This is a genomic window from Paenibacillus oryzisoli, assembly GCF_001653565.1.
In the GTDB taxonomy this organism is placed as follows: Bacteria; Bacillota; Bacilli; order Paenibacillales; family NBRC-103111; genus Paenibacillus_E; species Paenibacillus_E oryzisoli.
Window position 1 is genome coordinate 60,634 of sequence record NZ_LYPB01000046.1, and the last position, 25,870, is coordinate 86,503.

Sequence of the window (25,870 nt, forward strand, 5' to 3'; positions counted from 1 at the left end):
TCTCCACCTTGCCTGCTTCCCACCCCACCCCACTCCGATCTTGCGACTACTCCCACTTCTACTCCTGCTCGGTCAGATTGTACAGTACGATTTTCAAGAGGCTAAGCATCTGGTCATACTCCGCATCGGTGATGCCTCTTCTCGTTTTATTTTTGACACGTGCTAGCGCTTCCTGTACCTTGGGCACCACCTCTTGCCCCGCTTCTGTCAAAAATAGCAACTGATAGCGGTTGTCGGAGCTATCTACTTCCCTCCGTACATACCCTTCTGTTTCTAGCTTGGAAATAGCTTTGGCGGTAGTCGTCTTATCGATAAGCAGCTTCTCGCTCAGCGCTTTCTGCGTAATTGGCTGCCCAAACGAGATGGCCATGAGAAAAATATATTGCCCGCTTCCGATTCGATACGGTGCCAACTCGGCTGAGATCGCTATCTGCATATGGCGGTAAATCGCTGAAATGTATTGGCCGTGTGATTCTGATGCTGGCACTCCTTCGTCATTGTTACTCCATCGGTGACTCAGTTTACCTTCCCCCTCAAAATAGGATGCTATTGCAACTAATTTCATTGTATGCCATATAGGATGTTATTGCAACTATTATTTTATCAAGAATGACCATATGAACTCGTCAAAGTTGCAAAAAAGCACTTATTTGGGGAATTTCCACCCAAATATAGTCAAATAAGTGCAAAAAGGCATCCTTGAGACCCCATCCGAGGGCATAAGGACGCCTGAAGGCAGAAACAGTTGCCTATTTGCACTTATTTCAGTTAAGAGAATGAATTCGATGCAAAAGGTTGCCTATTTGCACTTTTGCTAGGGGCATAGCCCCTACCTATTGCCTCTGTACCCGTCAATGTTACTGATGATTACGTTTAGCTTCTACGCCTAGAGCAAGAGATCCTCGCAAACCTGAGTTCGTTCCTAACCCAGGAGGTACAATATAGGTATTAATGTTCTCCATTAAAGATTCCGTCCGGATATAACCATTCAAGATCTTCTGAACATGCGTACGGATGAGTGGGAATAAATGAGCTTGCTGCATCACGCCACCGCCCAGAATAATCTTCTTCGGTGACATCATGAGTATGGTAGAACTAATCGATTGCGCTAAGTAGTAAGCTTCCAGATCCCATGCTGGATGATCAACAGGTAACTCGCTGCCCTTCACTCCCCAGCGTTGTTCGATGGCTGGCCCCGCGGCCACTCCCTCTAAACAATCTCCATGATAAGGGCATGTCCCCTGAAAGCTATCACTTGAATGGGGTCTAATCATCACATGCCCACCTTCGGGATGAACAAGGCCATGGACTAAACGCCCTTCCATATACACACCTACGCCGATTCCAGTACCGACCGTATAGTAGACACAACTATCAAGACCTTGTGCAGCTCCCCATTTGGCTTCTCCGAAAGCAGCAGCATTAACATCCGTGTCCCAGCCGTAAGGGACATCGAAGGACTGTCTCAATTTGCCCAATACATCGTAATTACCCCAGCCCGGCTTCGGCGTTGTTGTGATATAGCCATATAAAGGACTGCTTGGATCAACATTGATAGGTCCGAAAGATCCGATACCAATCGCTGCCACATGTTTATCTGCAAAATAATCAATTACCTTCTGCAATGTCTGCTCGGGATGTTCCGTTGGAAAACTAATTCGATCCTCAATGATACCTTCTTCATTTCCGATCCCACAAACGAACTTGGTTCCCCCTGCTTCAATGGCTCCATAACGCACGATGTCATTCCTCCTACAGTGTCTATGAAGTCGATTTTATCACAACCGTTTCGCCTAGAGATAGTCGAACTTTTCGACGATCTCGTCCCATCAGGCGCCATTCCTCACTGTGATAGTCGATTTTCTCGACTATCTCGCCCCTCTGTCGCCATTACACATAGAGATAGTCGAATTTTTCGACTATCTCGCCCCTTCAGGCGCCTTTCCGCACAAAGATAGCCGAATTCTTCGACTATCTCGCCCCTTCAGGCGCCATTTCGCACTGTGATAGTCGATTTCTTCGACGATCTCGTCCCTTTCAGGCGCTTCACTCTACCGCAAGTCTCATAACCTCTGTCAGCATCAGGATTGGCAGCGCTTGGCCATAGGTCATCGGGCAAAGTTCTATCCTGCGGTACGCCTCCAAAGTCTCTCCCATTCCGGTCCCATAAGAAACATTATGGACCGTTCCGTCCTCGGAGATTTGAGAGATGACGGCTTCAGCGGCCCTGCGCCCCAGAGGGAGATAACGGGCGTCCAGGTAGCCCAATCGGACAGCCTTTAGAATCCCGTAGGAGAAGCCTGCGGTAGCAGATGTTTCCACATACGATGTGGGATCATCCAGCAAGGTGTGCCACATGCCGTCTTGATGCTGCAGCTTCTCGAGTGCAGCTACCTGCGCTTGCAGGGCATCCAGAAGGAACCGCTCCACACCCGGATCCAAGTCGTCAACAATATCCAGGTAATCCACGACCCCGGCCGTATACCAACAATTTCCCCGAGCCCAGAGAGCCTCAGCAAAGTGATGGCGCCCCTCAAAGCTCCAGCCGTGATACCAGAGCCCGGTTTTGCGATCTGTTAAATATTTAATATGAACGAGGAATTGCCGTACCGATTCTGCCAAATAATCCTCACGCTCAAATAACTTGCCTGCCCTCGCTAAGAAAAGCACCGTCATGAACAAGGTGTCATCCCACAGCTGACCTTGGTTGACGTTCCCGGAAACAATGTGCTGCAACCCGTTTTCTTCCGTGCGAGGCATCTCCTCCATGATCCATTTTGCCCACTCCCGACAAAGATCCAAGAAATCCTCACGGCCTGTTTCCTCAGCAAGAAAGCTTAATGTCAGCATCGGACAGAGTGTATTCACATTCTTTTCCGGCAACCCCTTACTCATATTGAGCTCAAACCACGCAACAAGGAAATCCCGTACATCCGTCTCCCCTGTCTCCCGATAGTATTTATATAGCCCATACAAGCCTACGCCTTGGGCCCATTCCCACGTATCCATTGCGATAATACTAATCGGGCATTCTTCCACCAGTCCTGTATCGTTCCCTAGATGTTTCATCCTGTAGGCTACTTTGTTAATTAGCGCGCTAACGGCGGCTTTATCCATATGCAATCATCCTTCCTTCTTATCTTCATGCCCATTATAAAAAAAAGAAGGCGTGACCATTCTTGCATTATTGGACGAATTACATGCATTTTTGTGATATTCTTAACTAGGTAACAGATACGGGCTGACAAGGAGCAGGAAACGAGACGATGGTATATAAAAAGGTTAAAAACGCCTATACCGAGAATGTGCGGCTAGAGCATAACTTCGGAGCCGACTGGCATATGGACTATTATCACTTTCACAATGTCTATGAAATCTATCTTGCCGTAACAGCAGGAGCTGAGTTCTGGGTAGGAGATCAGCAATACCTGCTCGCTCCCAACGATCTTCTTTTACTCAGCACCAGCGATATGCACCGCTCCATTATTCATGACAGGGAACATTTTGAACGGTATATCCTGTATTTCAACCCCTTCTATATGAGTGTGATGAATACAGCCAATACCAATCTACTCGCGTGCTTTGCCCGTAGGACCGCCGCCAATCACCATCGAATCCGCTTGTCCAGCAGCGATGCAGCTACACTAGTCGGATTGTTCCATGAGTTGAAACTCCTGCTGGAACAAACTTGTTTCGCCGCCGATGTGAAAGTCAAATTACAGTTAGCCCACATTCTAATTCAACTGGAAGCCATGACACGAGAGGAACATCCCGGGCCAGCAAACAGTGGATTACCGACTGCCGCTTCTTCATTAATCACGCCGATTATGGCTTACATAGACGCCCATTATGCCGAGGCCATCACGACAGATATGATTACTGAGCAATTTTATATTAATCGCCATCGACTAAACGAATTATTTCGTGAAGTGACTGGGCTCTCCGTCCATCAGTATGTGGTGCAGCTACGAATTATCAAAGCCAAAGAACTTCTCGAAAAAGGGGATATCTCCACCACACAGGCATGTTATGCATGCGGATTCAACGACTACACCCACTTTATCCGTACCTTTCGCACGCTAGTCGGCATGCCGCCAGGTAAATACGCCAAACAAGCTGCCGAAAGCAAATTCCTGCATGGCATAAAGCAAGAACAATGAGGATATGCTGCTTGTTATTTCAGCCTACATCCAAATTAATAAATTTAGGAACAACTGCAACCTATTCCGTCCAACCTCCGTCTGATGGATTGTCAACATGATTGACGCTACATTTTAAATATCGGAGGAGATTCATCACATGAAGAAAAAATTAACTGTCATATTAAGTTTGGTTGGGTTACTTGGCACAACAGCTGCAGTCGGAGCAGAGGATTTCGTAGAAAAGGTTACAGGTTACTTGCAAAAGGATGTAAAAATTGTTGTTAACGGACAAGATAGCAAGCTAACGCCTGTCTATATTGATGGCAAAGCCTACCTTCCCGTTCGTGACGCTGCGACTCAGCTTGGATACACGGTAAATTACGATGAAGCCAATAAAGAGATCGAGCTTGACGAAGCCGAGGAGGCTGCCTTGATGCCTGCAACTGGTGTAATCGTAAGCGTGCAGACGAAAGACGACGGGAATACCCGTATTGAGCTGCTTGGCAGCACTTGGGTTATTTTGACCGTAGACAAATCAACGACCATCAAGAACCTAGATGGCAAAACACTAACTGCTGCTGATCTAAAAGCCGGCACTCAAATCGACGCTCAATTCGGACCAGCTATGGCGATGAGCTATCCGGGCCAAGCGCTTGCTGTAAACATTAACGTTCACGCAGACCGCTTAGTTAAAGAAGATACAATTAAAGAAGTGAAACATACAGATGATGGCTGGCAAGTTCAGCTAGACAATTTGGTACTTAATGGCGGTAAGGAAACGCGTGTCATGACGTCGCAAGGTGAATCCGTGAAATGGGAAGACCTGAAGGCTGGTACGAAAGTCAAAGCCTACTACGGTCCTTTTGAAACGAAAAGCCTACCTCCGCAAAGCCCTGTTTACCTTCTCGTTGTTCAGCCACAATCGCCTGTAATCGGCACGCCGAAAATGTCCCCAGAGGCTGCACAGGAATACCGTAACCTGGCATGGGCACAAGTGAAAGAGCAAGCGTCCCATATTACAACGAAGCAAGATGAGGCAGTCGTTCAAATCGTTTCCTCTGCTGAGGTTGGTGTACTGCCTTCCACAGACGAACAGAAGAAATTGCTAGCAGACGTACAAGCTGCGAAAGGCAACGTCATAACGGTTACTTACAATACTGACCAGGATGAGCTCCTCGGACCGTTAACGGCTGTGTTCGATTTCAACACCAAAGCTTTTATCGGCTTCAATATTAGAAAATAAACGATTGCCAAAAAGCCATGACATTCCGCTTAGGTTGAATGTCATGGCTTTTCTATGTCAATGACCACGAATGGTTAACTCCGTTAAATAGTCCGGGATCGATGTTACAGCAACACATGCCGTTCCCTATCTTATAGTTGAAAAATATTAATTTTGGATTTCAATAGATCTGCTTGGCATCGCAACATCTCTGAGGAAGCGGATAGTTCCTCCATAACTGCCATTTGTTCTTGGACAGACAAAGACACATGTTTCGTCTCTTTAGAAATCTGTGTTGCAATCTCCGCCACTTCGTTCGTTTGGACTAGGGCACTTCCAATCTTCTGAATCTGATCCGTTACACACCCAACGATATTCTCAACCGTTTGTGCGGTTTCCAGAACGGCCTTGTTGATTCGAGTCAGCGCCTTCTTTCCTTCCTCACCGTTGCCGACTTCGCGACTTGCGAGTTGTTCTTGATCCGTTATTTTCTCTACAACTCCGGCTACATCCAATTCAATTCGTGTGGTTAACTGGTTAATATCCCTCACCGCCTTGGCGCTTTGTTCAGCCAATTTGCGAATTTCCCCAGCTACGACCATGAATCCCGAACCATGCTCCCCTGCTCTTGCTGCCTCAATCGAAGCATTCAGGGCAAGCAAATGGGTTTGCTCAGCGATATCTCCAACAACTCGGGTTATCTGTCCGATTTCCTTCGCATTATCGTGTAACTGCCTGACGACCGTAATGGACTCCTGATTGGAATTAGCCAAGTTCAGTAGACCTTGTACGAGAGAACGTACAATAACCTCGCTCTCCTTGATGGTCTTCAGCGTTTCTTGCGAAATCGTCTGCGACTCTCCTGCTTTGGCCCCGATTTCATCTGCAGCTTGTTTAATCTGCACGACGGCCGTTAACGTTCCTTGCGTAGATGCTGCTTGTTCCGATGCACCGTTCGATATCATATCAACAGCGCCCGCTGTAAGTTCAATCTGTTTGGCCGCCTGATCCATCCCATGCCGTAGTACCCCTGCATGGCTGTCCGTAAACGAAACACTTGCCGATATATCCGTAATCATCTGTCGCAAGTTCCCAATCATTTGCTCAAAAGACATACTAAGCAAGCGAATTTCATCATTGGAGTGGTAAGCTGGAATATCCACTTGTAGGTTGCCAGTTGCTGCTTTATTGGCAGCTTCCGTCAATCTGAGCAGCGGTTTGGTAAACCAGGTGGCGCCAAACCATCCTAATAAACCTGTCCAGAAAATACCGAGCAGCATTATAATCGAGAGATATAGCCAATCGGTCATATCGGGAGCGATTATGTCTTTTACATAGAAAATAAAAAATGCACTGCTGCCATACGTCACGATCGACACAATGACAATGCCGATTACGATCTTCTTGACTAAACTCAGATTCATGAAGAAGCACCTTCGTTTTCGTACCCCACGACCTTCTCAATCACCATCGTAACTTTGCCCGCTTTGTTCTTCAGAGTCGTTTTGACATCACCTATTTTGCAGTCCCCACAAATCCAACTTTTGCCTAGCTGTCCTGAACCATTCGTCTTCCCGCATTGATCGCAAGTGATCATTTATCATCAACTCCTCATCCTATACGCTAAATGTACGCGATTTCCTACATGTTCTCTATGACAAATGTCACAGCCCCCCTGCAAAAAAAAGGACATGCCTCCTTCGTAAACAAGGAGACACATCCTTTTTTATACCTTCACTGGAACCGTCAGCGTCACGGTAGTCCCTGCACCGATGACAGAGTCAATCGTGACTTTACCGCCAATGCTCTTTGCTCGCTCTTCCATGCTAAACAGGCCTACGCCTTTGGCACTGCTGTTTCTAGCAAAGCCCTGTCCTTTGTCGGCTATTTGAACCCTAACATAGCCATCCATCTCTTTAACGACAACACTTGCCTCTGATACGCCGGCATACTTAGCAATATTCGTAAGCGCTTCTTGGATAACACGGTAAATGGTCGTTTCCTCCAGGGCTCCGAGCCGTTTGAGCAAACGACTGCTTAACTCTACCCGTATGCCATGGTGATCCGTGAAATTCTCAATATACGTACGAATAGCAGGGATGACACCTAGATCATCCAGTACGGAGGGACGGATTTGCCAAGCCAGACTTCGTACCTCTTCGATGATCCCTGTGACATTATGACGGAGCCGCATCAGTTCTGTCTGATCCCTCTCACCTTCTCCGATCAGTCGATCCATCTGAATCAACAGAGAGAACAAGCTTTGTCCAATTCCATCATGCAGCTCGCGGGAAAACTTCCTTCGTTCTTCCTCTTGAATCTGCAGAACCTGTGACATCATCAGCTGAAGCTCTTCTTCCACCCGTTTAAGTTGTGTGACTTCATTGCGAATCGCTAGATATTGATGGGTTCGGCCCTCGTTATCTACGAATGGCACGATGGTGGTATCGACCCAATAGTGGCTGCCATCCTTGGCTTTATTCTTAATTTCGCCTCGCCATACCTGCCCCGAGGATATCGTACTCCATAAATCCGTCATGAACGTTCGGTCATGATAACCGGAATTAATGATCCGATGATCCAAACCGAGGAGCTCACTTCGTTCATACTTGGAAATTTCACAAAATTTATCATTCACATAAATAATTTTCCCTTTATGATCCGTAACTGCTACAATCGAGGATTCATCGAGAGCGAATTTAACATTGGATAATTGTTTAAGCGACTGTCTCAAATCCTGTTGAAACAACGAGTCTGCGATCTGTTCATCAAGACGACTCAACAATTCATTTACATTTTCGCCGATGACTTCCGGGTATTCCCGGTTCACATCCTTACTCAAAGTTCAACAGTCCTTTCTTCGCCGCATATTTCACCAACTCGGGTCTTGTCTTCAAGCCTAGCTTCTCCATGACGTTGCTCTTATGTGATTCCACGGTCTTCACACTAATAACCAATTGTTCCGCGATTTCCCTATTGGAGAATCCTTTGGCGATTAAAGCCAGTACCTCCCGTTCACGTTCCGAAAGTGATCCGAATGTATCAACATGCTCGCCTTGCTTCAATTGTTCAATATATTCATTCATAAGCCGCTTCGTCGCTGTGGGGTAGAGATAGGCATTTCCCGCTGCCACGGAACGAATTGCCGTCAATAATTCCTCGTGCGGTGCACTTTTCAAAATGTATCCGGAAGCGCCCACGTGAATGGCCCTAAATAAGTATTCATCATCGTCATGCATCGTTAATATGAGAATAGCCAAATCGGGCATTCGTCGGCGCAACTCCGCGGTTGCAGTTAATCCATCCATGCCAGCTGGCATGTTCAGGTCCATCAGAACCACGTCTGGCTTCAGCAGCCACGCTGCCTCAATCCCCTCTTCACCATCAGCCGCTTCCCCGATGACTTCCATATTATGCTTGCCATGAAGCAGCATCATCAAGCCCGATCTAACTACGGCGTGATCATCCACGACTAGAATTTTCAGCGCACCCGCCCCCTTTTACCCATCATAACAAAATAACGCATTCCTCGTAAGGGCGGCTTCGCACCATTGGAGCAGCAGTTCGTCGATTCCATCGACTTACTCATGCGCCTCCATAGCCTCAATCATGAACAAATCCGATGCCAATGTGTCGACATTATATTGAACAGCCAGCAGTTCGTCATGTTCAAATCTTCGATGTTCTCGTTTACCGATGAAAAGTAAACCTTTGATCTGCGAGCTAGCGATAGGCACGAGTGGGAATACGGCTGCCGCTTGCAGTTGCTCGGCAAGCATAAGCGGACAATGGAGCCTTTCTTGCTCATGTTTAGGATGGGTATCATCGAGTTTAACCCATCTGCCTAAACGCAGAACAGAGCCAGCTAATCCCTGGCCTTTTTGGATTACCATTTGTTGATAACGATTATTACTGTTGCCAATGACATATTTCCAACGATTGCGACTGGCATGCTCTGCCAGAGGGGCAAGTGCCATGAAGTCACAGGACGTCAATCTTCGCAATTGTTCCAGCTTTACTACTAGGGTTGCATCGTCTGTTGCCATAAGGGCCACCTCCATTTCGACGCAGCAGGCCAGAATTTGTTTACCTATCATTGTAAATGTTTCTATATATCTTGTAAGTCAGGGAAAACCCTGATTTCCTTATCAGGAGATTGTGTCATTTCCACCGCTCATTCCCTGAGCGATTCATCAGGGGAGTAAGGATTCAGACTGTGATTTTCCTCACAGGTGATGGGGATAATTGCCTGCAAAGATCAGCAGAACCCCCGATAACCAAATGGATCCAAAGACGTTATGATATAGATATCACAAAACCGCCGAGGAGTTGGTCCCCATGGTTAAGAATGGTATCATGAATTTCTTTTCACAAGACAATTTCGATAGACTGCAGAGCATCATGTATCGGAAACACGCTACAAAGGGAGATTTCTTGTTCAGAGAAGGTGATCTCGCAGATCGTTTGTATTACGTCATCCATGGTGGCGTGCGAATTACCAAGCTGTCTGAAACCGGTAAGAGCTTCATTCTGTATCTCCATCAAACAGGAGATTTATTCGGGCAAATCGATCCGTTTCAGAACTCCCAACAGAGTTTCAGCGCCGAAGTAACCGAGGATTGTGAATTTGGCGTGATTCAGCGCAAAGACCTCGAAGTCCTGCTATGGCAGCATGGTGACCTCGCGATTGAATTCATGAAATGGATGGGGCTTATGCACCGTATGACAGAAACTAAGTTTCGCGATTTAATGATGTATGGTAAGCCCGGGGCGCTCTGTTCTTTATTAATACGGTTAAGTAATTCGTATGGTGTACCGAAGGGTGATCATATCCACATTAACTACAAAATTAACAATTCCGAAATGGCTGATATGATAGGCGCAACACGGGAAAGCGTCAATCGCATGCTAAGTGAGATGAAGAAAGAAGATGCCGTCGTGTTTGATCATGGGGAAATTATTATTAAAAATGCAACATACCTCCGGGATATTTGTCATTGCGAGAATTGCCCTGCTGAAATTTGCCGCATGTAAGTCCAATCAGATTTCTCTATCATTTCTATGAAAAAAAAGATTCCAAATCTGTCAGCACTTTCTCAGCTAAAGGAAAAACAAGCTGTTCTTCCATGGTCAAATGGTCGTTCAATATGAGGCATGCTTGTACGAGATGGCCTGCTGCTTCCGCTATTTGCTTTCTGCCTGCAGCAAGTCGCACTTCCTTACTCATATCTTGAAAGGATTGGATAAATGACACGCCCAGTTCGTGATCCCTCTCCAACACCCAAAAAGAAGGAAGGATTGAGGGGACGGATTCACGATGAACGTATCCAGCCAGGAATGGAAACAAGTCATGCTCTTCCCATTCCGAATGTCGTTCCAACTCCTTCACAAATAGTGAAGCCTGCTTTCTGAGCTCTTGAACGATCTGCACGCCCCTTACAAGGTCATCCGCAAGCATGACTTCCTTCGCTCCCGCTTCCATTTTCCTGAGTGCGCTCCTCAATGCTTCATGTTCCGCTATTAACCGATCTGTTGCATATTCAAGCTCCACGGGGTTTGATGATGCGATGCCTACCCTATTCATGGTGGAATTAATTGCCATACTAAATCCTCCTTTGCCATATTGAAATGAGCGTGAAATGATGAATGCTTCGCTACTTTAGTTGCGTATGCAGGAGCTTCATGTACTGGTAGTCCTCCAAGGTCGTCATCTGGGAAACAAACCTCATGTCAATGCCCCGTTCAAGCCAGAACTGATCCCCCAGCTCGCTCCAAAAAATATGTCTCAGCAGCGTGGAAACCGAGGTATGCCCCTGATTTAAGAGTCGTCCGATGTGGAAGGCACAAGCGGCTCGATCATAGATACCGTGCAAGGGATGCAACTTATCGGCCACCAACGGAACTACGGCTTCGAAGCCCTCCAGCTTTCTCCTCAGTAACAATTGAGCGGCTTCGCTGGATATAAAGGGCATGCCGCACCCAACGACCCACACGGAGGCATATTTAGCTAGGGATAATGCAGCATGCATGCCTCCGAGCGACCCATGGCCCATGAAGAAATCCGAAATAATGCGAACGGAACGATCTACCACGTTTAAATAAGGCCTAGGATCATTGGTTACCACAATTAATTCATCACATATTTCCTTCATAGCGTCGAGCTGTCGGACGATGAGCGGTTTCCCTTCAAATGGCAGCAAGGCCTTCTGTTCCCCGTTCATTCGACGGTTTGCTCCACCAGCCAGAATCACTCCTGAAAGCATGCCCATTACATCTCCTTTTTCTACATCATGTACCTCTATACAGCCTCATCTGAATTTCACTTTCACATGACATACCTCTAAGAGCTTATCGAATCCTCTGTGCAGATAAGGAAGAATCTTATAATCCACACCATATTTCCCCGCATTCGCCCCAGCTGCTATAATAATTAACCCGAGGAGCACAAGCCACGGATTCGAGCTAATTGTACCTGCAAACATATACATGAAATTCATCAGTAAGCCGAAGAAAATCGCTGCCGTTGTCAATGCGCCTACTAGTAACCCTATACCTACTAGGAGCTCCCCCCAAGGAACCAGCACATTAAACCATCCTACATGCGGTAGTGCGATGTTTTGCAAAAAAGCCACAAAATTCGGATACACCATATCTGTTGTTCCACTTTCTAGAACAGGTTTAGCAATGGCACCTTTCAGGTAACCTGCAGCGTCGAAAGCTTTATCGCCTGTGATTTTATGCCATCCCGCTATCATCCACTCCCAACCAACATACAAACGAATGATTGTCAAAAGTAGTGCAGCGTAATTATTTTCCCTGACCCATTTCATCATTTCAACCATCTCCTTCAGTCTTTATGACTTCATTATAGGTCGAAGAAATTACCATGTATGTGAGATAAATCACTCCATGAAACAAAATAAACGGCTACGCCGTCCTTTGAAGACAGGAGCGTTTATCTAGAAATTCAGCAAAATTATTAAGTAAAACTTATAAATTCTGATATTTACAAAAAGAGCAGTTCGCCGCGTGGCGAACTGCTCTTTATTTTCATTGAACTATCGCTCAACGTTAGATCTATGGTTCTGGTTCATCCTTTCATATCGATCAATGATGTCTGCTATCGCGTTAATGCTGATTGGTTTGCTGATGTAAGCATCCATACCCTCAGACAAGTATTTCTCACTGTCACCCTTAATGGCGTGAGCGGTCACGGCCACAATGCATGGACGTTTTTTCCCCTTACACATTTCATTAATTAACTTCGTTGCAGCTAATCCATCCATCCAGGGCATTTGAATATCCATAAAGATGATATCATAGAAATCGCGTTTAACCGCTTCCACAGCTTCTTTACCGTTTGCAACTAAAGTCGTTTGGTGCCCTAGTTTCTCTAACATTTTCTTTAGCACAATTTGGTTCACTTCATTATCTTCGGCAATTAATATTTTCAAGAATTGATCAGTTGAATGCTCGACAATAACATCTTGTTCGGACCATCGCTTATGTTTGCCTAGGTCTATATGATTCGATTGCACCCGGAAGTTGGCTGTAAACAAGAACGTTGATCCTGGTTGATCTTTGGAAGCCTCGTGCCAGATTTCACCATCCATCAGCTCAACGAGCTTTTTACAAATCGCTAGTCCTAACCCCGTACCCTCCGCTTTCCGAGTCATAAAATGATCTACTTGATAGAAAGGGTCAAATAAATGACCAACTTGTTCCTTCGGTACACCGATCCCAGTATCTCGAACAGCAAATTGAAGACGAACCGTATTCAGTTCTTGGAACACCGTTTCAACATTGATTGAAATAGATCCACTAGGCGTGAATTTAATGGCATTACTAAGTAAATTCATTAACACTTGTCTTAGCTTCGTGATATCGCCTTGAACCAAATTCGGAACTCTAGGACAAACGGAGGTCGTAATCTCCAGATTTTTCTCAAGAGCCTTAGCCATCACTAGATAAAGTGTTTCTGATAGAACATCTCTCACATTCAAAGGTTCTTCCGTTAATTCGGTTTTGCCGGATTCAATTTTGGAGAAGTCCAGAATATCGTTGATAATCGTGAGCAGCGTTGCTCCACTCTTCTTAATAATTTGCACATATTCTATCTGCTCCTCATCCAAATTCGTCTCCAGAAGAACATCCGTCATCCCGATTACACCATTCATAGGTGTTCGGATTTCATGACTCATCATGGCTAAGAAATCACTTTTGGCTTTGTTCGTCTTTTCTGCGGCTTCTTTCTCGATAATCAATTTCTTCTGTTCGGTCATGTCTTTCGCGATGAGGTAAAAGCCCATAGTCTGCGTCTGGATAATGATTGGAGCGAGCGTTACCAACACTTCAACGGAATAACCATCCTTGTGTTGAATGAGTGTGATATCTTTTTCGACTCTTTCGATTTCCAACTGATCCTTTATGGCCAAAAGCAACTGTATGGCACTTTTTTCGCCAATTAATTTGGACATGCCACTGCCGATTAACTCTTCGATGAGATAGCCGGTCATCTGTTGCACCATATTATTGCCATTTATGATAATGCCATCCAAGCCAAAAGAAATAATTGCATCATGATTGTATTTCTTTAACGACGTATACCGTTCGATACTCTCTTGCAGCTTAAGCTCTGCGAGCTTGCTCTTGGTTACATCGATAAATTGGGTAATATAATATAAAGGCTTCCCATCCTTGTCATCACGAACTAAGGAAACATAGACGGAGGTCCAAACAACATTGCCATTTTTATTAAAATACCGATTCTCTAATTGAAATGAAGGGATATTGCCAGCCAATAATTCTGTCAGTAAATTCTTGGTATTGTTACGATCATCAGGATGTCGGATATCCTCTAGCGTAACGTTCAAGAGTTCTTCTTCTGAATAGCCGAAAATGCTGCAAACCGCAGGGTTAACATTCATCCATTTTCGATCCAGAGAGATTAAAGCAATCCCAATTGGAGCATTCCTATATAGATGCTCAAATAAAGCTTCAGGGTCAAATAACCTCAGATCTTGCATCGATGCATTCCTCCTTCGACTTGATGCGGCAGCTTCCTCTTCCATTGGCAGCTACTCACATTCTACCACAAAATGAATGCCCGTCCGTATATTGCTAGTTAATTACACGATGCGTAAACGCAAAAGAAACCAGCCGCATGTCGTTATGCTGGTTTCTTTTGCGTTCCTTTTTTTTACAAACAAAGTATTTTGTTTGATAAACTACCTTTACAGTCACAGTACTGTATCGTATTATATAAATGTGAGGTGACGATATGAGCGAGAACAAAATTACATCCGACTTGCTGCGAGGACATACAGATACAATGATTTTACGACTCCTATCGGAAGCTGACCGCTACGGGTACGAGATTGTCAAACTAATTGCCGAACGCTCTGGCGGCGAATATGAATTGAAAGAAGCCACGATGTACTCCAGCGTTCGGCGGCTTGAGACAGATGGCGATATCGAGTGGTATTGGGGTGATGAATCTCAAGGCGGACGACGCAAGTATTTCCGAATTACCGAGAAGGGCAAGAGTGCTTACGTTCGCAACAAGAACAATTGGGAGTATTCGAAACGCATACTAGAAAACTTATTATAAGGGAGAGATTGCTATGACGAATCAGAAATTAACGAGCTATTTGAACGGTATTTTCACACCATACGATGGGGTAAAGAGTGTTACTGAGTTAAAGACAGACCTGCACTCCGATTTGCAGGAGCGCTATCGCGAACTCAAAGCCGAGGGCAAGGACGATGAAACGGCATTTGAAATGACCGTTGAGAGCATCGGTGACATCGAACAAACGATACTGGAAGTCGCGAACCTCTCCCGCTCCCTAGAACGGCAAGTCGTGACCAACTTTAGTGCCAGCAACTTGGCAATGGGCGACTTTGCAGGTGTTAGAGCCCATAAAGGACAATTTAATGCTAGTGCGTTACGAGCCGCTGACTTTGCTAGCGCAGATTTAACTGGAAGTTCGTTTAAGACCAGTGATTTACGTGATGCCAACTTTGACGGTGCCAACCTGACAGACTGTGTCCTAACGGCAACAGACCTAACGAACGTAAGCTTCAATGAATCGATCCTTGTGCGTACCAACTTCAGTGTTTCCGGGATGGAAGGAGCCAGATTCACTGGTATCAAACTGAGCGACGTCACGCTAAGCAAGATCGACCTTAAGAAAACAATCTTTGAAGATTGTATCTTTGACGGCGTAGACTTCGAATATTGCGACATGAGCGGGCTTCGTTTTGACGGGCAAACCTTTATCGGCGTTAAGTTTGATAAATCGGCCGTAAACGGCGTTTCATTTAAGGGCGCTATACTCAAGAATGTGTCTTTCCAAGCGTTCTTTTCATTGACCAATAAGTACTACCGCGCGTTCAAGACCATATGCTTTGACGGTGCGGTCATGGATAAACTGACCTATGCCTCACTGAAAGGCATGGGGGCCGATCTGTCTAAAGTTACTGTTCGATAAGGAGGGGAAAATTATGCATACGAATGCCATTCAAGTCGTTGGCCTGAACAAGTCCTACAAGCAGCATCAAGTCCTAAAGGGTGTTGATTTCGAGGTGGAAAAGGGCAGTATTTTCGCCCTGCTCGGCTCCAACGGAGCAGGCAAGACAACGGTCGTCAAGATCCTCACCACGTTGCTCAAACAAGACAACGGAACGGCCACTATCAACGGATTCGATGTGGCATCACAATCCGATCAAGTCCGTCAGGCCATTTCGCTGACAGGGCAATTCGCCGCGGTGGATGAAATATTGACCGGACGGGAGAATCTGATCATGATCGCCAAGCTGCGCTACCTCAAGAATCCGCGTCAAGTTGCAGAGGATTTGCTCAAACGCTTCGACTTGAGTGACGCTGCCGACCGCAGGGCGTCTACGTATTCCGGTGGTATGCGCCGCCGGCTCGACATTGCCCTGAGCCTTATAGGTAATCCACAAGTCATTTTCCTCGACGAGCCAACCACTGGGCTTGACCCCGAGGCACGCATCGAGGTTTGGAAGATCGTTAAGGAGCTTGCGGGTAGCGGTACAACTGTACTCTTGACCACGCAATACTTGGAAGAGGCCGAACAACTTGCCGACCGAATTGCTATTCTGCATGAGGGTAAGATTATCGCAAGCGGCACGCTCTCTGATCTCAAGAAGCTCTTTCCATCTGCGAAGGTGGAGTATATCGAGAAACAGCCATCATTAGAGGACATCTTCCTCTCAATCGTCGGCAAGAAGGAGGCGAAGTAAATGGAAACGGCTAAGAACCATTTCATTACAGATATAAGCGTTATGCTTGGACGTTCCATGCGTCATATTTTCCGGAGTTTGGACACCATTATTACGGTCTGTATCACCCCTATCGCCATGATGCTACTGTTCGTCTATGTGTTAGGCGGCGCCATTCAAACCGGGACAGACAACTATGTGAATTATCTGTTGCCAGGTATCCTCCTCATGGCGATCGCAAGCGGAATTGCCTATACCTCTTACCGCCTGTTTATGGATAAACAGCGAGGAATCTTCGAGCGGTTCCACACGATGCCGATTTCACGTTCCGCCTTGCTTTGGGGGCATGTGTTGACCTCTCTCGTATCCAACGCCATTTCACTCATCGTCATCATTCTTGTTGCATTAATTATGGGTTTTCGTTCTTCCGCAGGCATACTGCCTTGGCTTGCTGTAATCGGCATACTCGTCTTGTTTACGCTGGCCTTAACTTGGGTCGCGGCGATAGCCGGGCTATCCGCCAAAACGATTGAAGGCGCCAGCGCATTCTCCTATCCGCTTATCTTCCTGCCGTTTATCAGTTCGGCGTTTGTGCCGACGGAGTCCATGCCGACTGTTGTTCGCGTCTTTGCCGAGAACCAGCCAGTGACCTCGATCGTGAACGCCATCCGTGCGCTGCTTGCCGAGCAGCCTGTGGGCAATGAGATATGGATTGCACTTGCTTGGTGTGTCGGAATTATGATAGTCTCTTATTTCTTTGCCATGAGGGTGTATAAGAAACGTGTATGAACCGGTTAAATAAAAACGAGTGCCTCCCTAGAGGACACTCGTTTTTGTACAACATTTTATAATTGTCATATACTAGTTGCCGGATTACGATTCATGGAAGGTTTTCTCTGCTACTGTGGCAAATCTCTGAACGATATCACTGATCCGGAACTCCTCGGCACCGATCATATAAGTCTTTACTTTATCTTGGAACGGTGCATACCAATGGGGAGGCACACCCTCCTTGCCGACGATCGCGCCGACGATACTACCTGCGGTCGCAGCCGTGCAATCGTTGTCCATCCCCATCGCTACCGTCTCGGATATAACCTTGGAGACATCCGTCCCTCCGATCATTAAGCCGAATACGGTTAAGCATGCGTTGTTGTTCGTATGAACGCCACTCATACCATCAAAGCGCTCGTTTACGGCTTTCCGGGCATCGGCGTAATTCCCAATATCTCCTCCGATTGAGAGTGCCCATTCGATATCCTTGTAAAGGCTGCAGTCCTTCGGAATTTCTGTCAATCCGATACGCAATGCTTCCACCGGGTGATCGACCACGAAGGCGGCGGCTTGCGCCGCGCTGAAAAACATTTCGCCGTAAATCCCGTTTCTGCGATGACTCACATAGGCATCACGGTATGCATACTCCGCCGCTTTCGACGGGAGTCCCGGCGCGATGTAGGCCCACGGATCGGATCGGATGTCCGCGCCAATCCATTGACAGTACGGATTGTCCATATCCGCCGCTTCCATGGCAGACTTGCCTGCCTTCAAGTTATTCAGCGCCACTTCCTCCGCCGTGCAGGCGTACGGCAAATATTTCAGCCAGCTCTTGCCCACATCCTCCGTCGTAAAATGAATGCCATGCTCTTCGGCGATAAGCAGCCCCAGAATCGTATACGTCAAGTCATCATCTACCGGAACCCCGTTCATCCCTTCACGCGTATATTCTTGGTGTGTGCTCTTCCCATATCGCACATGGTTCGGCGTCTTGACCTTGGACCAATAGTTCTGCGGCGGGAAGCTGTCTCCGATGTATTCAGCCCAGGACTTCATGCCCTCTACTTCCCAAAACTCGACGGGAGCTCCGAGCGTGCACCCGGCGAATCGGGCCAATAAAGCTCCTTCCAGCTTATTTTTGTACAAGGCACTATCGAATGCTTTCCACATCGTTCTCGGTCCGCTTGACCGAAGTGCTTGAATACCCTTCAGATCATCTGGCTCTTTGGAAGCGAGTACTTCGTTTACAGGCAAATTTCTAATAAGCTCAATAGCCTCTTGCATCTGTTTTTCCAGCTTCGACCAGACGCCGGGCACCCCCGCCGCCCCGTATTCATGTGCCAGTCGGCCGTACTCAAGGATTTTACTGGATAAATGCGTCAAACTCGGTTCTACAGGATAAGCCATATAAACAGTCTCCTTCCAAATTTAACTTTCTTAGTGTAATGGATCCAAACCCAGTTTATACTAATAAAATAAACAATTCCGCTTAAAAAGGACCATAAACTATGCAAAAACAACCATTATCGTACGAGGTCGTTTCTCAACCTATTTTGCTTCCTTCGGCGTTCCCTGTAGAACTTCTCGAGAATTATATTCAAAGCGATGCCAATATTACGTACCTGCATTATCACAATTGCTTGGAACTAGGCTACTGTTGGGAAGGCTCTGGCGTATTTTTCGTAGAGGAAAAAATACTGCCCTATTCCAAAGGAGATGTGAGCATTATTTTTCCAGGTCAGCTCCATCTTGCCCAGAGTGTCAAAGGTCAAGTAAGCGGCTGGCATTTTATCTTCATAGACCTGAAAGTTCTTCTTGGCACAGCTGCTCCACCCTCGTGGGAAGGAGCTGCGCCCGTAGGATATTCGCGATTGGCGAACATCGTCCGCCCGGAGGAGTCTCCAGGCATCGCGATACTGACGGAATATCTCATTCAAGAACTGAGCCGAAAGCAATCGGGCTATGAAACTGCCGCCAAGGGATGCGCCTTGTCTCTTGCGTCCCTCATTACGAGAGCCATTAGTCAGGCGGCCGACCGTGCCCCTGAAATCGAAACGGTCGACCGTACTTCTATAAACAAAATCTCCAAGTCGCTGCACTATATCTCGCAGCATTACATGGAGACGATTCACACCCAAGAATTGGCGGCGATCTGCAACCTTAGCGTCACCCATTTCCGTCGCACGTTTCGTACGTGTATGGGCGCAGCTCCGCTCGATTACTTGATCAATATGCGCATGCAGATGGCCTCTGCCTTGCTGTGCCATACCGATGGCAGCATCCTCTCTATTTCCGAAAAAGTAGGATATTCCACCTTATCTAGCTTTAACCGACATTTCAAGATATGGATGGGCGCCGCCCCCTCGAAGTGGCGAGCGATGCATCGCTAAATAAGATATCTTTCCGCAGGTGCCAAGACCCCGCCACGCTCATGATCCATTCCTTGGTAGCTGGAAGGCAACTTCGGGTCTCCTCCCATGTATTCAGGAAACTTCGGATAAGGAAAGACTGGCCTTTGAAAGCTAATGCCATTCGGAGCAAAGCTATCCTTGTACGCTGTTGCGATTATTTTCTCAGGAGCTTTCCCATTCTCAACCCAAGCAACGAGCGCGTTTAAGATATCATGCTCGCTATCCCTCTGCTTACTTGGAACAGAGCTGAGACCTAGATCGTTTAACCCCGGACCGCCTCCACAATGTCCCATGCCGGGGATAAGGAAAAACCGAAAAAAATCTTGCGTTTCGGCGAGTCCCCCTTGAGCTTCAATCACACGTTCATAATAATGAAGCGCATCTTGATAAGGAACGAGCGGATCAGATAATCCTGTATACATCATTATTTTCCCACCGAGTGCTTTCATCGCGCTTACATCCGGATTATTGGCATTTAGAAGTGGAGCCAAACTTTCATTTAATACATCCAAATCATGATCAAAATCGAATGTCATGTAATCAAAGTCAGCGCCGAACACCCATCGAAACATATACAACAGAGACATTGGCAACCTCTCGGGATCTTGTTGAAGATCCAGTCCTCCCGAACAGTTCTCGCTTCCGTAGGGAAGTGGCGTATAAATCTGCTCTCCGGTTCTTGGATTGGTTGGCCCCTTATAAATCAGCTTCAATGCTGATAGTTGTGCACTCGTGAGTCCCTCGTCGTTAGCGAGTTCGCTAGAAATCGCAATGGTCTCCGGATCACAATCGCATTTCCTTGGATCGGTCAAAAAGTTATCCATAGGAGCACCACCATCTTTGCCCCGGCGTTGCTCGATCACCGCATTGGTTATGGCATCTATTTCAACTTTGGTGAAAGCGGAATGGCCGGGCAGCCCATTCATCGCTTTATAATTCCACAAGAAGCCCGTATGCAGATGCGTACGATTGTTAGCTGGAGCCCCTGCAAGAATGCCGTTGTAATCATCCGGATACCGCTGTGCTTCCATCAAGGCCTGTTGGCCACCAGTCGAACAACCCATGAAGTAAGCATACCTAGCTGGCCTTTGGTAGTATAATTGGATGATTTCCTTCGCTGCCACCGTCATCTCGTGTGTTGCGCGATATCCGAAATCCGCCCAGCGTTCCGGTTGACCAATGGCTGAATCGACATGAGGAGAAGTCCCCAAATCTGTGTTTGCCGTTGCATACCCACGTCGTAATCCGAAAGCTAAGCCGCCATGAGCAACAGCACCAGCACTTCCTCCATTGCCCGTGCCAAGAAATCTGCCATTCCAGTTCTCTAGAGGCAACCAAACTTCTACCTGGATATTCGAAATGGATGTTGGTTTCAATTGCATAACAACACGGCAAAAGGGGGGAAGATCGGTTATGATTCCACCGTCCGAGAGCGTGAATTCCCCCTCTTCTACCCTTTGAACACATGTAATTGTGCACCCTTCGATGTTCGCATCCCTGAATCTTTCTTCCATCATAGACTCAGCCCTCCTTTACATTCATAAAGATTCGAGCTACTGTGCGGTATAACCTCCGTCAATAACAATGGCTTGGCCAGTTATTCCCTTTGCATGCTCGCCAGCAAGAAACAAGGCGTATTCCGCTATTTCGTTCATCTCCAGCAGACGACGTTGCGGAATTAGCGGCAAGATAATCTCATCTAAGGCTGACTGCGGCGACTTTTTGTGCAGAGCCGCTACATCATTTAATTGCTCCCGTACCAGGAGCGTATCTACATAGCCAGGGCAGAGCGCATTGACTGTAATTCCGTGCGCAGCCGTCTCTAAAGCAACTGCTTTCGTTAATCCGATTACGCCATGTTTGGCGCTGTTATAGGCCGCTTTGCCAGCAAAGCCTACCAATCCGTTAATCGATGAAATATTAATGATTCTTCCGAACTGTTGTCTTTTCATAATGGGAACAACAAGCTTCGTCGTGATGAAGGAAGCTGTAAGCATAATTTTAATCATAAATTCGAATGTATTCGTCGGAAAGTCTTCAATCGGAGAAACAAATTGCATCCCCGCATTGTTGATCATAATGTCCAGTCTTCCCCATTTGGTCTCGATATGGCGAATCGTTGCAGTGATCTCTTCTTCTGACGTAACATCCAGTTTTATGCCATGGACATCCAGCCCTAGCAGCTGTAGCTGCTCTGCAGATTTCTCAACGGCGCCGCTATCCTTATCCGTTAAAATAACAGTACAGCCAGACTCAGCAAATCGTTTCCCAATTTGGAAGCCAATTCCCCTCGCAGAACCTGTAATCAATACAATACGATTTCCCATCATTAATTTCACCCCGATTAATAAGCGTTCAAGATAAGGTTTTCCACAATACGTAGCGGCGGTTCTGTCATGGCTTGGATCTCGTCGGATGTGTATCCTTGTGCAACTTCCATCAGCAGGAGTCCCTGTTCCGTTACATCGATGACCGCACGATCTGTAATAATCCGATTCACAACCCCTTTGCCGGTCAAAGGTAAACTGCAGTGTCGCAAGATCTTTGGCTGGCCTGCCTTATTCACGTGATCCATTATGACAACGACACGTCTTGCACCATGAACAAGGTCCATAGCGCCACCCATTCCTTTGATCATCTTGCCGGGAATCATCCAATTAGCGAGATCTCCGAATTCCGACACTTCCATCCCGCCAAGAATGGCGAGATCGATATGTCCGCCTCTAATCATGGCAAATGACTCAGCACTATCGAAATAAGCGGATCCTGGAACGTCAGTTATCGTTTCTTTACCAGCATTAATTAGATCCGGGTCGATTTGGTCTTGTTTCGGATAAGGACCTATTCCAAGCAGCCCGTTCTCCGATTGGAGCATAACTTGTTTGCTGCTTGGGATAAAATTGGCTACCAATGTGGGAATACCGATGCCAAGATTGACATAGTATCCGTTTACAATTTCTTTTTCTGCGCGGATGGCAATTCTTTCACGAACGGTCCATTCTGTCATCGTCTTCCTCCCCTCACTACTTATTCGTTACAGCTCATGGCTGATCGTCATTTTCTCAATTCTTTTCTGCTGCTGCCCAACAATAAGTGTTTGCACGTAAATACCCGGCGTATGGATATGTAAGGGATCAAGCTGCCCAGGCTCGACCAATTGCTCCGTCTCCACGATCGTTTTGCGTCCTGCCGCAGCCATTAGCGGGTTAAAATTCCTTGCTGTTTTGTTATAAGTGAGATTCCCCTTCTTATCTGCAACCGCCGCGCGAATTAGGCTGAAATCGGCCGTTAGTGCTTCCTCCAACACATAGGCCTTTCCGCCGAACATGCGTGTTTCTCGATGTTCCGCAAGCAAAGTTCCAACGCCTGCAGGGGTATAGAAGGCAGGGATCCCAGCGCCTCCTGCTCTTATTTTCTCCGCCAATGTCCCTTGAGGCAGAAGCTCAACTTCAATTTCCCCTGAGATGAGTTGGCGTTCGAACTCTTTATTCTCTCCGACATAAGAAGCAATCATTTTCTTAATCTGCTTATTGCGCAGCAACAGACCCAGTCCCCAGTCATCGACACCACAGTTGTTGGAAATGACAGTTAAATCCCGCTTACCGCTTTTGGCAAGTGCCACGATCAAATTCTCAGGAATGCCAACAAGTCCGAATCCGCCAACCATGAGCGTGGAACCGTCTTTAATTTCTGCAACCGCTTCATCAAATGATGTTAATATGCTTTTCATTTCAACGTTTCCTCCTACTCATGCAAACAGCGCTCCACGATAACGGAAATGCCCTGCCCACCGCCAATACATAGCGTAGCTAGCCCGAACTTAGATTCTCTGCGCATCATCTCATAGAGAAGCGTTACCATAATTCTTGCACCGCTGGCACCAATCGGATGTCCCAATGCAATCGATCCGCCGTTCACATTAAGTTGATGATCGTCCAAACCGAAATGCTTCGTAAAGAGGAGTGATTGCGCAGCGAATGCCTCATTCGCTTCAATTACATCCATATCTTGTATCGTCAATCCAGCTTTTCTCAAGGCTAGCTCAGTGGCTGGAATGGGGCCGATTCCCATATAGGCTGGGTCAACGCCTACCACTGAGCTTGAACGAATGATAGCCAAGGGTCGAATCCCCATAGACAGAGCTTTGTCATGGCTCATCAGAACACAGGCAGCTGCTCCATCGTTAATGCCCGAAGAGTTGCCAGCTGTAACCATGCCATCCTTGCTAAATGCTGGACGAAGCAGCGATAATGCTTCCATATTCGTGTCAGGTCGCAAGTACTCATCGCGATCTGCACGTGTCGCACTCCCTTTTCGCCCAGGAACGTGCACAGGTACAATTTCCTCCTGGAACCTTCCCTCGGCTGCGGCTGCCGCCGCTTTTCTTTGACTGCCCATGGCGTACATGTCCAGCTCTTCTCGAACCAAACCGTATCGACTGCACAGATTTTCTGCCGTTATTCCCATATGATAGTCGTTTTGGGCGCACCATAGGCCATCCTTTAGCAATCCATCAACAAGCATCTGGTCACCCATGCCGAAACCGGTCCTCGCCCCCTTGAGTAAGTAAGGAGCTTGACTCATATTCTCCATGCCACCAGCTACAACGATATCGTTCTCCCCACTCCGGATGGAGAGATAGGCCATTTGAATCGCCTTAAGCCCAGAACCGCATACCTGATTGATGGTTGTTGCTGGTATTTCTGTGGACAATCCTGCCAGTAGAGAAGCCTGTCTTGCCGGATTCTGACCTATTCCCGCTTGCAGGACATTGCCCATCAATGTTTCTTGCACCAGACGATTATCGATATTGGCACGTTGGATTGCTGCCTGTATGGCAGTTGCTCCAAGCTGAACAGCTGATATATCTTTGAAAATGCCATTCCATTTTCCAATTGGTGTTCGGGCTGCGCTTACGATTGCAACCTCCGTTTCATGCATATGAATCTCATCTCCCCCGTTGGCTGCAAGTACTCTTCCATTCATGAATGGAACGCTTACATAAAAGTGTACCGCAGTCCTATTTATGTGTAAAATAAAAATAACGAATATAATTAATTCGATTTTGGAATAAATTAACGAGGGAGATCCGATATGGATTTGCAACATTTAAGTTATTTCACAGAAGTCGTCCGGCAGGAAAGTTTTTCAAAGGCCGCTCAAACTTTGCACATCTCACAGCCTACTCTGAGCAAGATTATTAAGCATCTTGAAGACGAGCTAGGCGTTACCTTGCTCAACCGTTCAACCAGGCATATTCAATTGACTGCTGATGGAGACATTTTTCTCAAATTCTCCCTTCAAACACTAGCTATGGCCGATGATCTTCAGGTATCTCTGAATGATGGGAAACTTCTAAAGAAGGGGAATTTGTCCTTGGGACTTCCTCCAGTCATTGGGGTCAGTTTCTTCCCAGAGATTATTGCGAATTTCCATAACCTTTACCCTGGCGTTCATATTCAACTCATTGAAGAAGGTGGGAAAATCGTGGAACAATTGTTGCGCGAGGCCAAGATCGATTTGGGCGTGGTCGTTCTTCCTATAGATGAACAACAGTTTGATTTTCTGCCAATTGTCGAACGTCACTTGTCCCTATTGGTGAACTCGAATCACCCCATCGCTACAAAAGAATCGGTTCATTTGTCAGAGCTGCGGAATGAATCATTTATTTTATTCAAGGAAGGCTTCTCTCTCCATGATCGGGTTCGGGAGGCATGCATGCAGGAAGGATTCGAACCTATTATTTCATTTGAAAGCTCACAATGGGATTTAATAAGTGAAATGGTGGGAGCCGGATTAGGGATTGCTCTTCTGCCTGATACCGTGGCAGGAAGAACGAATACCCGTACTGTCTCCGTGCTTCCTAAGACCGTTCCCCCCATCAGTTGGGATCTAGCCTTAATATGGAGTAAACACCATTATATTTCCCATGCTGCCAGAGTGTGGATTGACTTAATGAGGGATGGGTTAACACGACAGACAACTAATCGCACAATATAAATGAAGAGACTAAAAGGCCTCAGTCCATAGTGATTCAGGACCAAGGCCTTCTACTCTTTTATTTTTGTACAATC

Annotated in this window: 27 protein-coding genes; 9 read left to right on the plus strand and 18 right to left on the minus strand. The window is 46.7% G+C overall.

Going from position 1 to position 25,870, the window contains the following annotated elements; all coding sequences use genetic code 11:
• Positions 1-58: 58 nt before the first annotated feature.
• The 3 genes from A8708_RS03965 to bglB form a co-directional block, all read right to left on the minus strand.
• Positions 59-565, minus strand: coding sequence for a MarR family winged helix-turn-helix transcriptional regulator (locus A8708_RS03965; RefSeq protein WP_082927256.1), 507 nt, complete (start codon positions 563-565; stop codon positions 59-61).
• A gap of 292 nt (positions 566-857) precedes the next feature.
• Entirely contained in the window at positions 858-1,739 is an 882-nt protein-coding gene (locus A8708_RS03970) for an ROK family protein (RefSeq protein ID WP_068662214.1), read from the minus strand.
• Between the two features lie 307 nt (positions 1,740-2,046).
• Positions 2,047-3,117 (minus strand): beta-galactosidase BglB, encoded by a 1,071-nt coding sequence (gene bglB, locus A8708_RS03975; RefSeq protein WP_068662215.1) that lies wholly within the window; start codon positions 3,115-3,117, stop codon positions 2,047-2,049.
• A gap of 149 nt (positions 3,118-3,266) precedes the next feature.
• On the opposite strand from bglB, the gene A8708_RS03980 reads away from it, so the two are divergent.
• Together A8708_RS03980 and A8708_RS03985 are read left to right on the plus strand one after the other, a co-directional pair.
• Positions 3,267-4,160, plus strand: a complete 894-nt coding sequence (locus A8708_RS03980; protein WP_068662216.1) for a helix-turn-helix domain-containing protein — start codon at positions 3,267-3,269, stop codon at positions 4,158-4,160.
• 139 nt (positions 4,161-4,299) lie between these two features.
• Positions 4,300-5,385 (plus strand): stalk domain-containing protein, encoded by a 1,086-nt coding sequence (locus A8708_RS03985; protein WP_068662217.1) that lies wholly within the window; start codon positions 4,300-4,302, stop codon positions 5,383-5,385.
• 131 nt (positions 5,386-5,516) lie between these two features.
• Here the strand turns inward: A8708_RS03985 and A8708_RS03990 are convergent, their stop codons facing one another.
• From A8708_RS03990 to A8708_RS04005, 5 genes are all read right to left on the minus strand, one after another.
• Positions 5,517-6,788, minus strand: coding sequence for a methyl-accepting chemotaxis protein (locus A8708_RS03990; protein ID WP_068662218.1), 1,272 nt, complete (start codon positions 6,786-6,788; stop codon positions 5,517-5,519).
• Entirely contained in the window at positions 6,785-6,961 is a 177-nt protein-coding gene (locus A8708_RS35210) for a hypothetical protein (RefSeq protein WP_157264531.1), read from the minus strand. Before A8708_RS35210 ends, A8708_RS03990 begins: the two co-directional genes overlap by 4 nt.
• A 129-nt stretch (positions 6,962-7,090) precedes the next feature.
• Positions 7,091-8,206, minus strand: coding sequence for a PAS domain-containing sensor histidine kinase (locus A8708_RS03995; protein ID WP_068662219.1), 1,116 nt, complete (start codon positions 8,204-8,206; stop codon positions 7,091-7,093).
• Positions 8,199-8,834 carry a response regulator gene (locus tag A8708_RS04000; RefSeq protein WP_275667865.1) on the minus strand — a complete coding sequence of 212 codons (636 nt, stop codon included), beginning with the start codon at positions 8,832-8,834 and terminating at the stop codon, positions 8,199-8,201. Before A8708_RS04000 ends, A8708_RS03995 begins: the two co-directional genes overlap by 8 nt.
• A gap of 111 nt (positions 8,835-8,945) precedes the next feature.
• Positions 8,946-9,410 carry a GAF domain-containing protein gene (locus A8708_RS04005; protein WP_068662221.1) on the minus strand — a complete coding sequence of 155 codons (465 nt, stop codon included), beginning with the start codon at positions 9,408-9,410 and terminating at the stop codon, positions 8,946-8,948.
• 292 nt (positions 9,411-9,702) lie between these two features.
• On the opposite strand from A8708_RS04005, the gene A8708_RS04010 reads away from it, so the two are divergent.
• Positions 9,703-10,398 carry a Crp/Fnr family transcriptional regulator gene (locus A8708_RS04010; RefSeq protein ID WP_068662222.1) on the plus strand — a complete coding sequence of 232 codons (696 nt, stop codon included), beginning with the start codon at positions 9,703-9,705 and terminating at the stop codon, positions 10,396-10,398.
• Between the two features lie 25 nt (positions 10,399-10,423).
• Here A8708_RS04010 and A8708_RS04015 read toward each other — a convergent pair whose 3' ends face one another.
• The 4 genes from A8708_RS04015 to A8708_RS04030 all read right to left on the minus strand — a co-directional run bounded on the left by A8708_RS04015 (position 10,424) and on the right by A8708_RS04030 (position 14,390).
• A complete protein-coding gene (locus A8708_RS04015) occupies positions 10,424-10,966 on the minus strand; it encodes a hemerythrin domain-containing protein (protein WP_068662223.1) in 543 nt (180 codons plus the stop codon).
• Between the two features lie 52 nt (positions 10,967-11,018).
• A complete protein-coding gene (gene mobA, locus A8708_RS04020; protein WP_068662271.1) occupies positions 11,019-11,627 on the minus strand; it encodes a molybdenum cofactor guanylyltransferase in 609 nt (202 codons plus the stop codon).
• A 45-nt stretch (positions 11,628-11,672) separates the two neighbouring features.
• A complete protein-coding gene (locus A8708_RS04025; protein ID WP_068662224.1) occupies positions 11,673-12,197 on the minus strand; it encodes a DoxX family protein in 525 nt (174 codons plus the stop codon).
• Positions 12,198-12,422: 225 nt separating this feature from the next.
• The gene (locus A8708_RS04030) at positions 12,423-14,390 is read right to left on the minus strand and encodes a PAS domain-containing hybrid sensor histidine kinase/response regulator (RefSeq protein WP_068662225.1); all 1,968 of its coding nucleotides are present in this window, start codon (positions 14,388-14,390) and stop codon (positions 12,423-12,425) included.
• Positions 14,391-14,644: 254 nt separating this feature from the next.
• Between A8708_RS04030 and A8708_RS04035 the strand changes: the two genes are divergently transcribed.
• The 4 genes from A8708_RS04035 to A8708_RS04050 are packed head-to-tail and all read left to right on the plus strand — an operon-like array spanning position 14,645 to position 17,400.
• Complete coding sequence (locus tag A8708_RS04035) at positions 14,645-14,974, plus strand: PadR family transcriptional regulator (protein ID WP_068662226.1); 330 nt, start codon at positions 14,645-14,647, stop codon at positions 14,972-14,974.
• 13 nt (positions 14,975-14,987) lie between these two features.
• Positions 14,988-15,857: a pentapeptide repeat-containing protein gene (locus A8708_RS04040; protein ID WP_068662227.1), complete on the plus strand. Its 870-nt coding sequence runs from the start codon at positions 14,988-14,990 to the stop codon at positions 15,855-15,857.
• A gap of 13 nt (positions 15,858-15,870) precedes the next feature.
• Positions 15,871-16,632, plus strand: a complete 762-nt coding sequence (locus A8708_RS04045) for an ABC transporter ATP-binding protein (protein ID WP_068662228.1) — start codon at positions 15,871-15,873, stop codon at positions 16,630-16,632.
• The gene (locus A8708_RS04050) at positions 16,633-17,400 is read left to right on the plus strand and encodes an ABC transporter permease (RefSeq protein ID WP_068662229.1); all 768 of its coding nucleotides are present in this window, start codon (positions 16,633-16,635) and stop codon (positions 17,398-17,400) included.
• An 84-nt stretch (positions 17,401-17,484) separates the two neighbouring features.
• On the opposite strand, the gene A8708_RS04055 is transcribed toward A8708_RS04050, so the two are convergent.
• Positions 17,485-18,792, minus strand: a complete 1,308-nt coding sequence (locus tag A8708_RS04055) for an ADP-ribosylglycohydrolase family protein (protein WP_068662230.1) — start codon at positions 18,790-18,792, stop codon at positions 17,485-17,487.
• 101 nt (positions 18,793-18,893) lie between these two features.
• Here A8708_RS04055 and A8708_RS04060 point away from each other — a divergent pair, with 101 nt between their 5' ends.
• Positions 18,894-19,775: an AraC family transcriptional regulator gene (locus tag A8708_RS04060; RefSeq protein ID WP_068662231.1), complete on the plus strand. Its 882-nt coding sequence runs from the start codon at positions 18,894-18,896 to the stop codon at positions 19,773-19,775.
• On the opposite strand, the gene A8708_RS04065 is transcribed toward A8708_RS04060, so the two are convergent.
• The 5 genes from A8708_RS04065 to A8708_RS04085 are packed head-to-tail and all read right to left on the minus strand — an operon-like array spanning position 19,772 to position 24,737.
• Positions 19,772-21,313, minus strand: a complete 1,542-nt coding sequence (locus A8708_RS04065; RefSeq protein WP_068662232.1) for a tannase/feruloyl esterase family alpha/beta hydrolase — start codon at positions 21,311-21,313, stop codon at positions 19,772-19,774. The genes A8708_RS04060 and A8708_RS04065 overlap by 4 nt on opposite strands.
• 36 nt (positions 21,314-21,349) lie before the next feature.
• The gene (locus A8708_RS04070) at positions 21,350-22,126 is read right to left on the minus strand and encodes a 3-hydroxybutyrate dehydrogenase (RefSeq protein WP_068662233.1); all 777 of its coding nucleotides are present in this window, start codon (positions 22,124-22,126) and stop codon (positions 21,350-21,352) included.
• A gap of 14 nt (positions 22,127-22,140) precedes the next feature.
• Complete coding sequence (locus A8708_RS04075; RefSeq protein ID WP_068662234.1) at positions 22,141-22,803, minus strand: 3-oxoacid CoA-transferase subunit B; 663 nt, start codon at positions 22,801-22,803, stop codon at positions 22,141-22,143.
• Between the two features lie 27 nt (positions 22,804-22,830).
• Positions 22,831-23,526 carry a CoA transferase subunit A gene (locus A8708_RS04080; RefSeq protein ID WP_068662235.1) on the minus strand — a complete coding sequence of 232 codons (696 nt, stop codon included), beginning with the start codon at positions 23,524-23,526 and terminating at the stop codon, positions 22,831-22,833.
• Between the two features lie 14 nt (positions 23,527-23,540).
• Positions 23,541-24,737 (minus strand): acetyl-CoA C-acetyltransferase, encoded by a 1,197-nt coding sequence (locus A8708_RS04085; RefSeq protein ID WP_068662236.1) that lies wholly within the window; start codon positions 24,735-24,737, stop codon positions 23,541-23,543.
• Positions 24,738-24,890: 153 nt separating this feature from the next.
• On the opposite strand from A8708_RS04085, the gene A8708_RS04090 reads away from it, so the two are divergent.
• A complete protein-coding gene (locus tag A8708_RS04090; RefSeq protein ID WP_068662237.1) occupies positions 24,891-25,796 on the plus strand; it encodes a LysR family transcriptional regulator in 906 nt (301 codons plus the stop codon).
• Positions 25,797-25,870: the final 74 nt, after the last annotated feature.

Bases quoted from the DNA above. Each gene is read 5' to 3' on its own strand.
- A8708_RS04045 (WP_068662228.1), top strand. From the start codon at position 15,871: ATGCATACGAATGCCATTCAAGTCGTTGGCCTGAACAAGTCCTACAAG.
- A8708_RS04025 (WP_068662224.1), bottom strand. From the start codon at position 12,197: ATGATGAAATGGGTCAGGGAAAATAATTACGCTGCACTACTTTTGACA.
- A8708_RS04060 (WP_068662231.1), top strand. From the start codon at position 18,894: ATGCAAAAACAACCATTATCGTACGAGGTCGTTTCTCAACCTATTTTG.
- A8708_RS04010 (WP_068662222.1), top strand. From the start codon at position 9,703: ATGGTTAAGAATGGTATCATGAATTTCTTTTCACAAGACAATTTCGAT.
- A8708_RS04075 (WP_068662234.1), bottom strand. From the start codon at position 22,803: ATGACAGAATGGACCGTTCGTGAAAGAATTGCCATCCGCGCAGAAAAA.
- A8708_RS04005 (WP_068662221.1), bottom strand. From the start codon at position 9,410: ATGGCAACAGACGATGCAACCCTAGTAGTAAAGCTGGAACAATTGCGA.
- A8708_RS04030 (WP_068662225.1), bottom strand. From the start codon at position 14,390: ATGCAAGATCTGAGGTTATTTGACCCTGAAGCTTTATTTGAGCATCTA.
- A8708_RS04055 (WP_068662230.1), bottom strand. From the start codon at position 18,792: ATGGCTTATCCTGTAGAACCGAGTTTGACGCATTTATCCAGTAAAATC.
- A8708_RS03965 (WP_082927256.1), bottom strand. From the start codon at position 565: ATGAAATTAGTTGCAATAGCATCCTATTTTGAGGGGGAAGGTAAACTG.
- A8708_RS04085 (WP_068662236.1), bottom strand. From the start codon at position 24,737: ATGCATGAAACGGAGGTTGCAATCGTAAGCGCAGCCCGAACACCAATT.
- A8708_RS35210 (WP_157264531.1), bottom strand. From the start codon at position 6,961: ATGATCACTTGCGATCAATGCGGGAAGACGAATGGTTCAGGACAGCTA.
- A8708_RS03990 (WP_068662218.1), bottom strand. From the start codon at position 6,788: ATGAATCTGAGTTTAGTCAAGAAGATCGTAATCGGCATTGTCATTGTG.
- A8708_RS04035 (WP_068662226.1), top strand. From the start codon at position 14,645: ATGAGCGAGAACAAAATTACATCCGACTTGCTGCGAGGACATACAGAT.
- A8708_RS04065 (WP_068662232.1), bottom strand. From the start codon at position 21,313: ATGATGGAAGAAAGATTCAGGGATGCGAACATCGAAGGGTGCACAATT.
- bglB (WP_068662215.1), bottom strand. From the start codon at position 3,117: ATGGATAAAGCCGCCGTTAGCGCGCTAATTAACAAAGTAGCCTACAGG.
- A8708_RS04090 (WP_068662237.1), top strand. From the start codon at position 24,891: ATGGATTTGCAACATTTAAGTTATTTCACAGAAGTCGTCCGGCAGGAA.
- A8708_RS04040 (WP_068662227.1), top strand. From the start codon at position 14,988: ATGACGAATCAGAAATTAACGAGCTATTTGAACGGTATTTTCACACCA.
- A8708_RS03980 (WP_068662216.1), top strand. From the start codon at position 3,267: ATGGTATATAAAAAGGTTAAAAACGCCTATACCGAGAATGTGCGGCTA.
- A8708_RS04050 (WP_068662229.1), top strand. From the start codon at position 16,633: ATGGAAACGGCTAAGAACCATTTCATTACAGATATAAGCGTTATGCTT.
- A8708_RS04080 (WP_068662235.1), bottom strand. From the start codon at position 23,526: ATGAAAAGCATATTAACATCATTTGATGAAGCGGTTGCAGAAATTAAA.
- A8708_RS04070 (WP_068662233.1), bottom strand. From the start codon at position 22,126: ATGATGGGAAATCGTATTGTATTGATTACAGGTTCTGCGAGGGGAATT.
- A8708_RS04015 (WP_068662223.1), bottom strand. From the start codon at position 10,966: ATGGCAATTAATTCCACCATGAATAGGGTAGGCATCGCATCATCAAAC.
- A8708_RS03985 (WP_068662217.1), top strand. From the start codon at position 4,300: ATGAAGAAAAAATTAACTGTCATATTAAGTTTGGTTGGGTTACTTGGC.
- mobA (WP_068662271.1), bottom strand. From the start codon at position 11,627: ATGCTTTCAGGAGTGATTCTGGCTGGTGGAGCAAACCGTCGAATGAAC.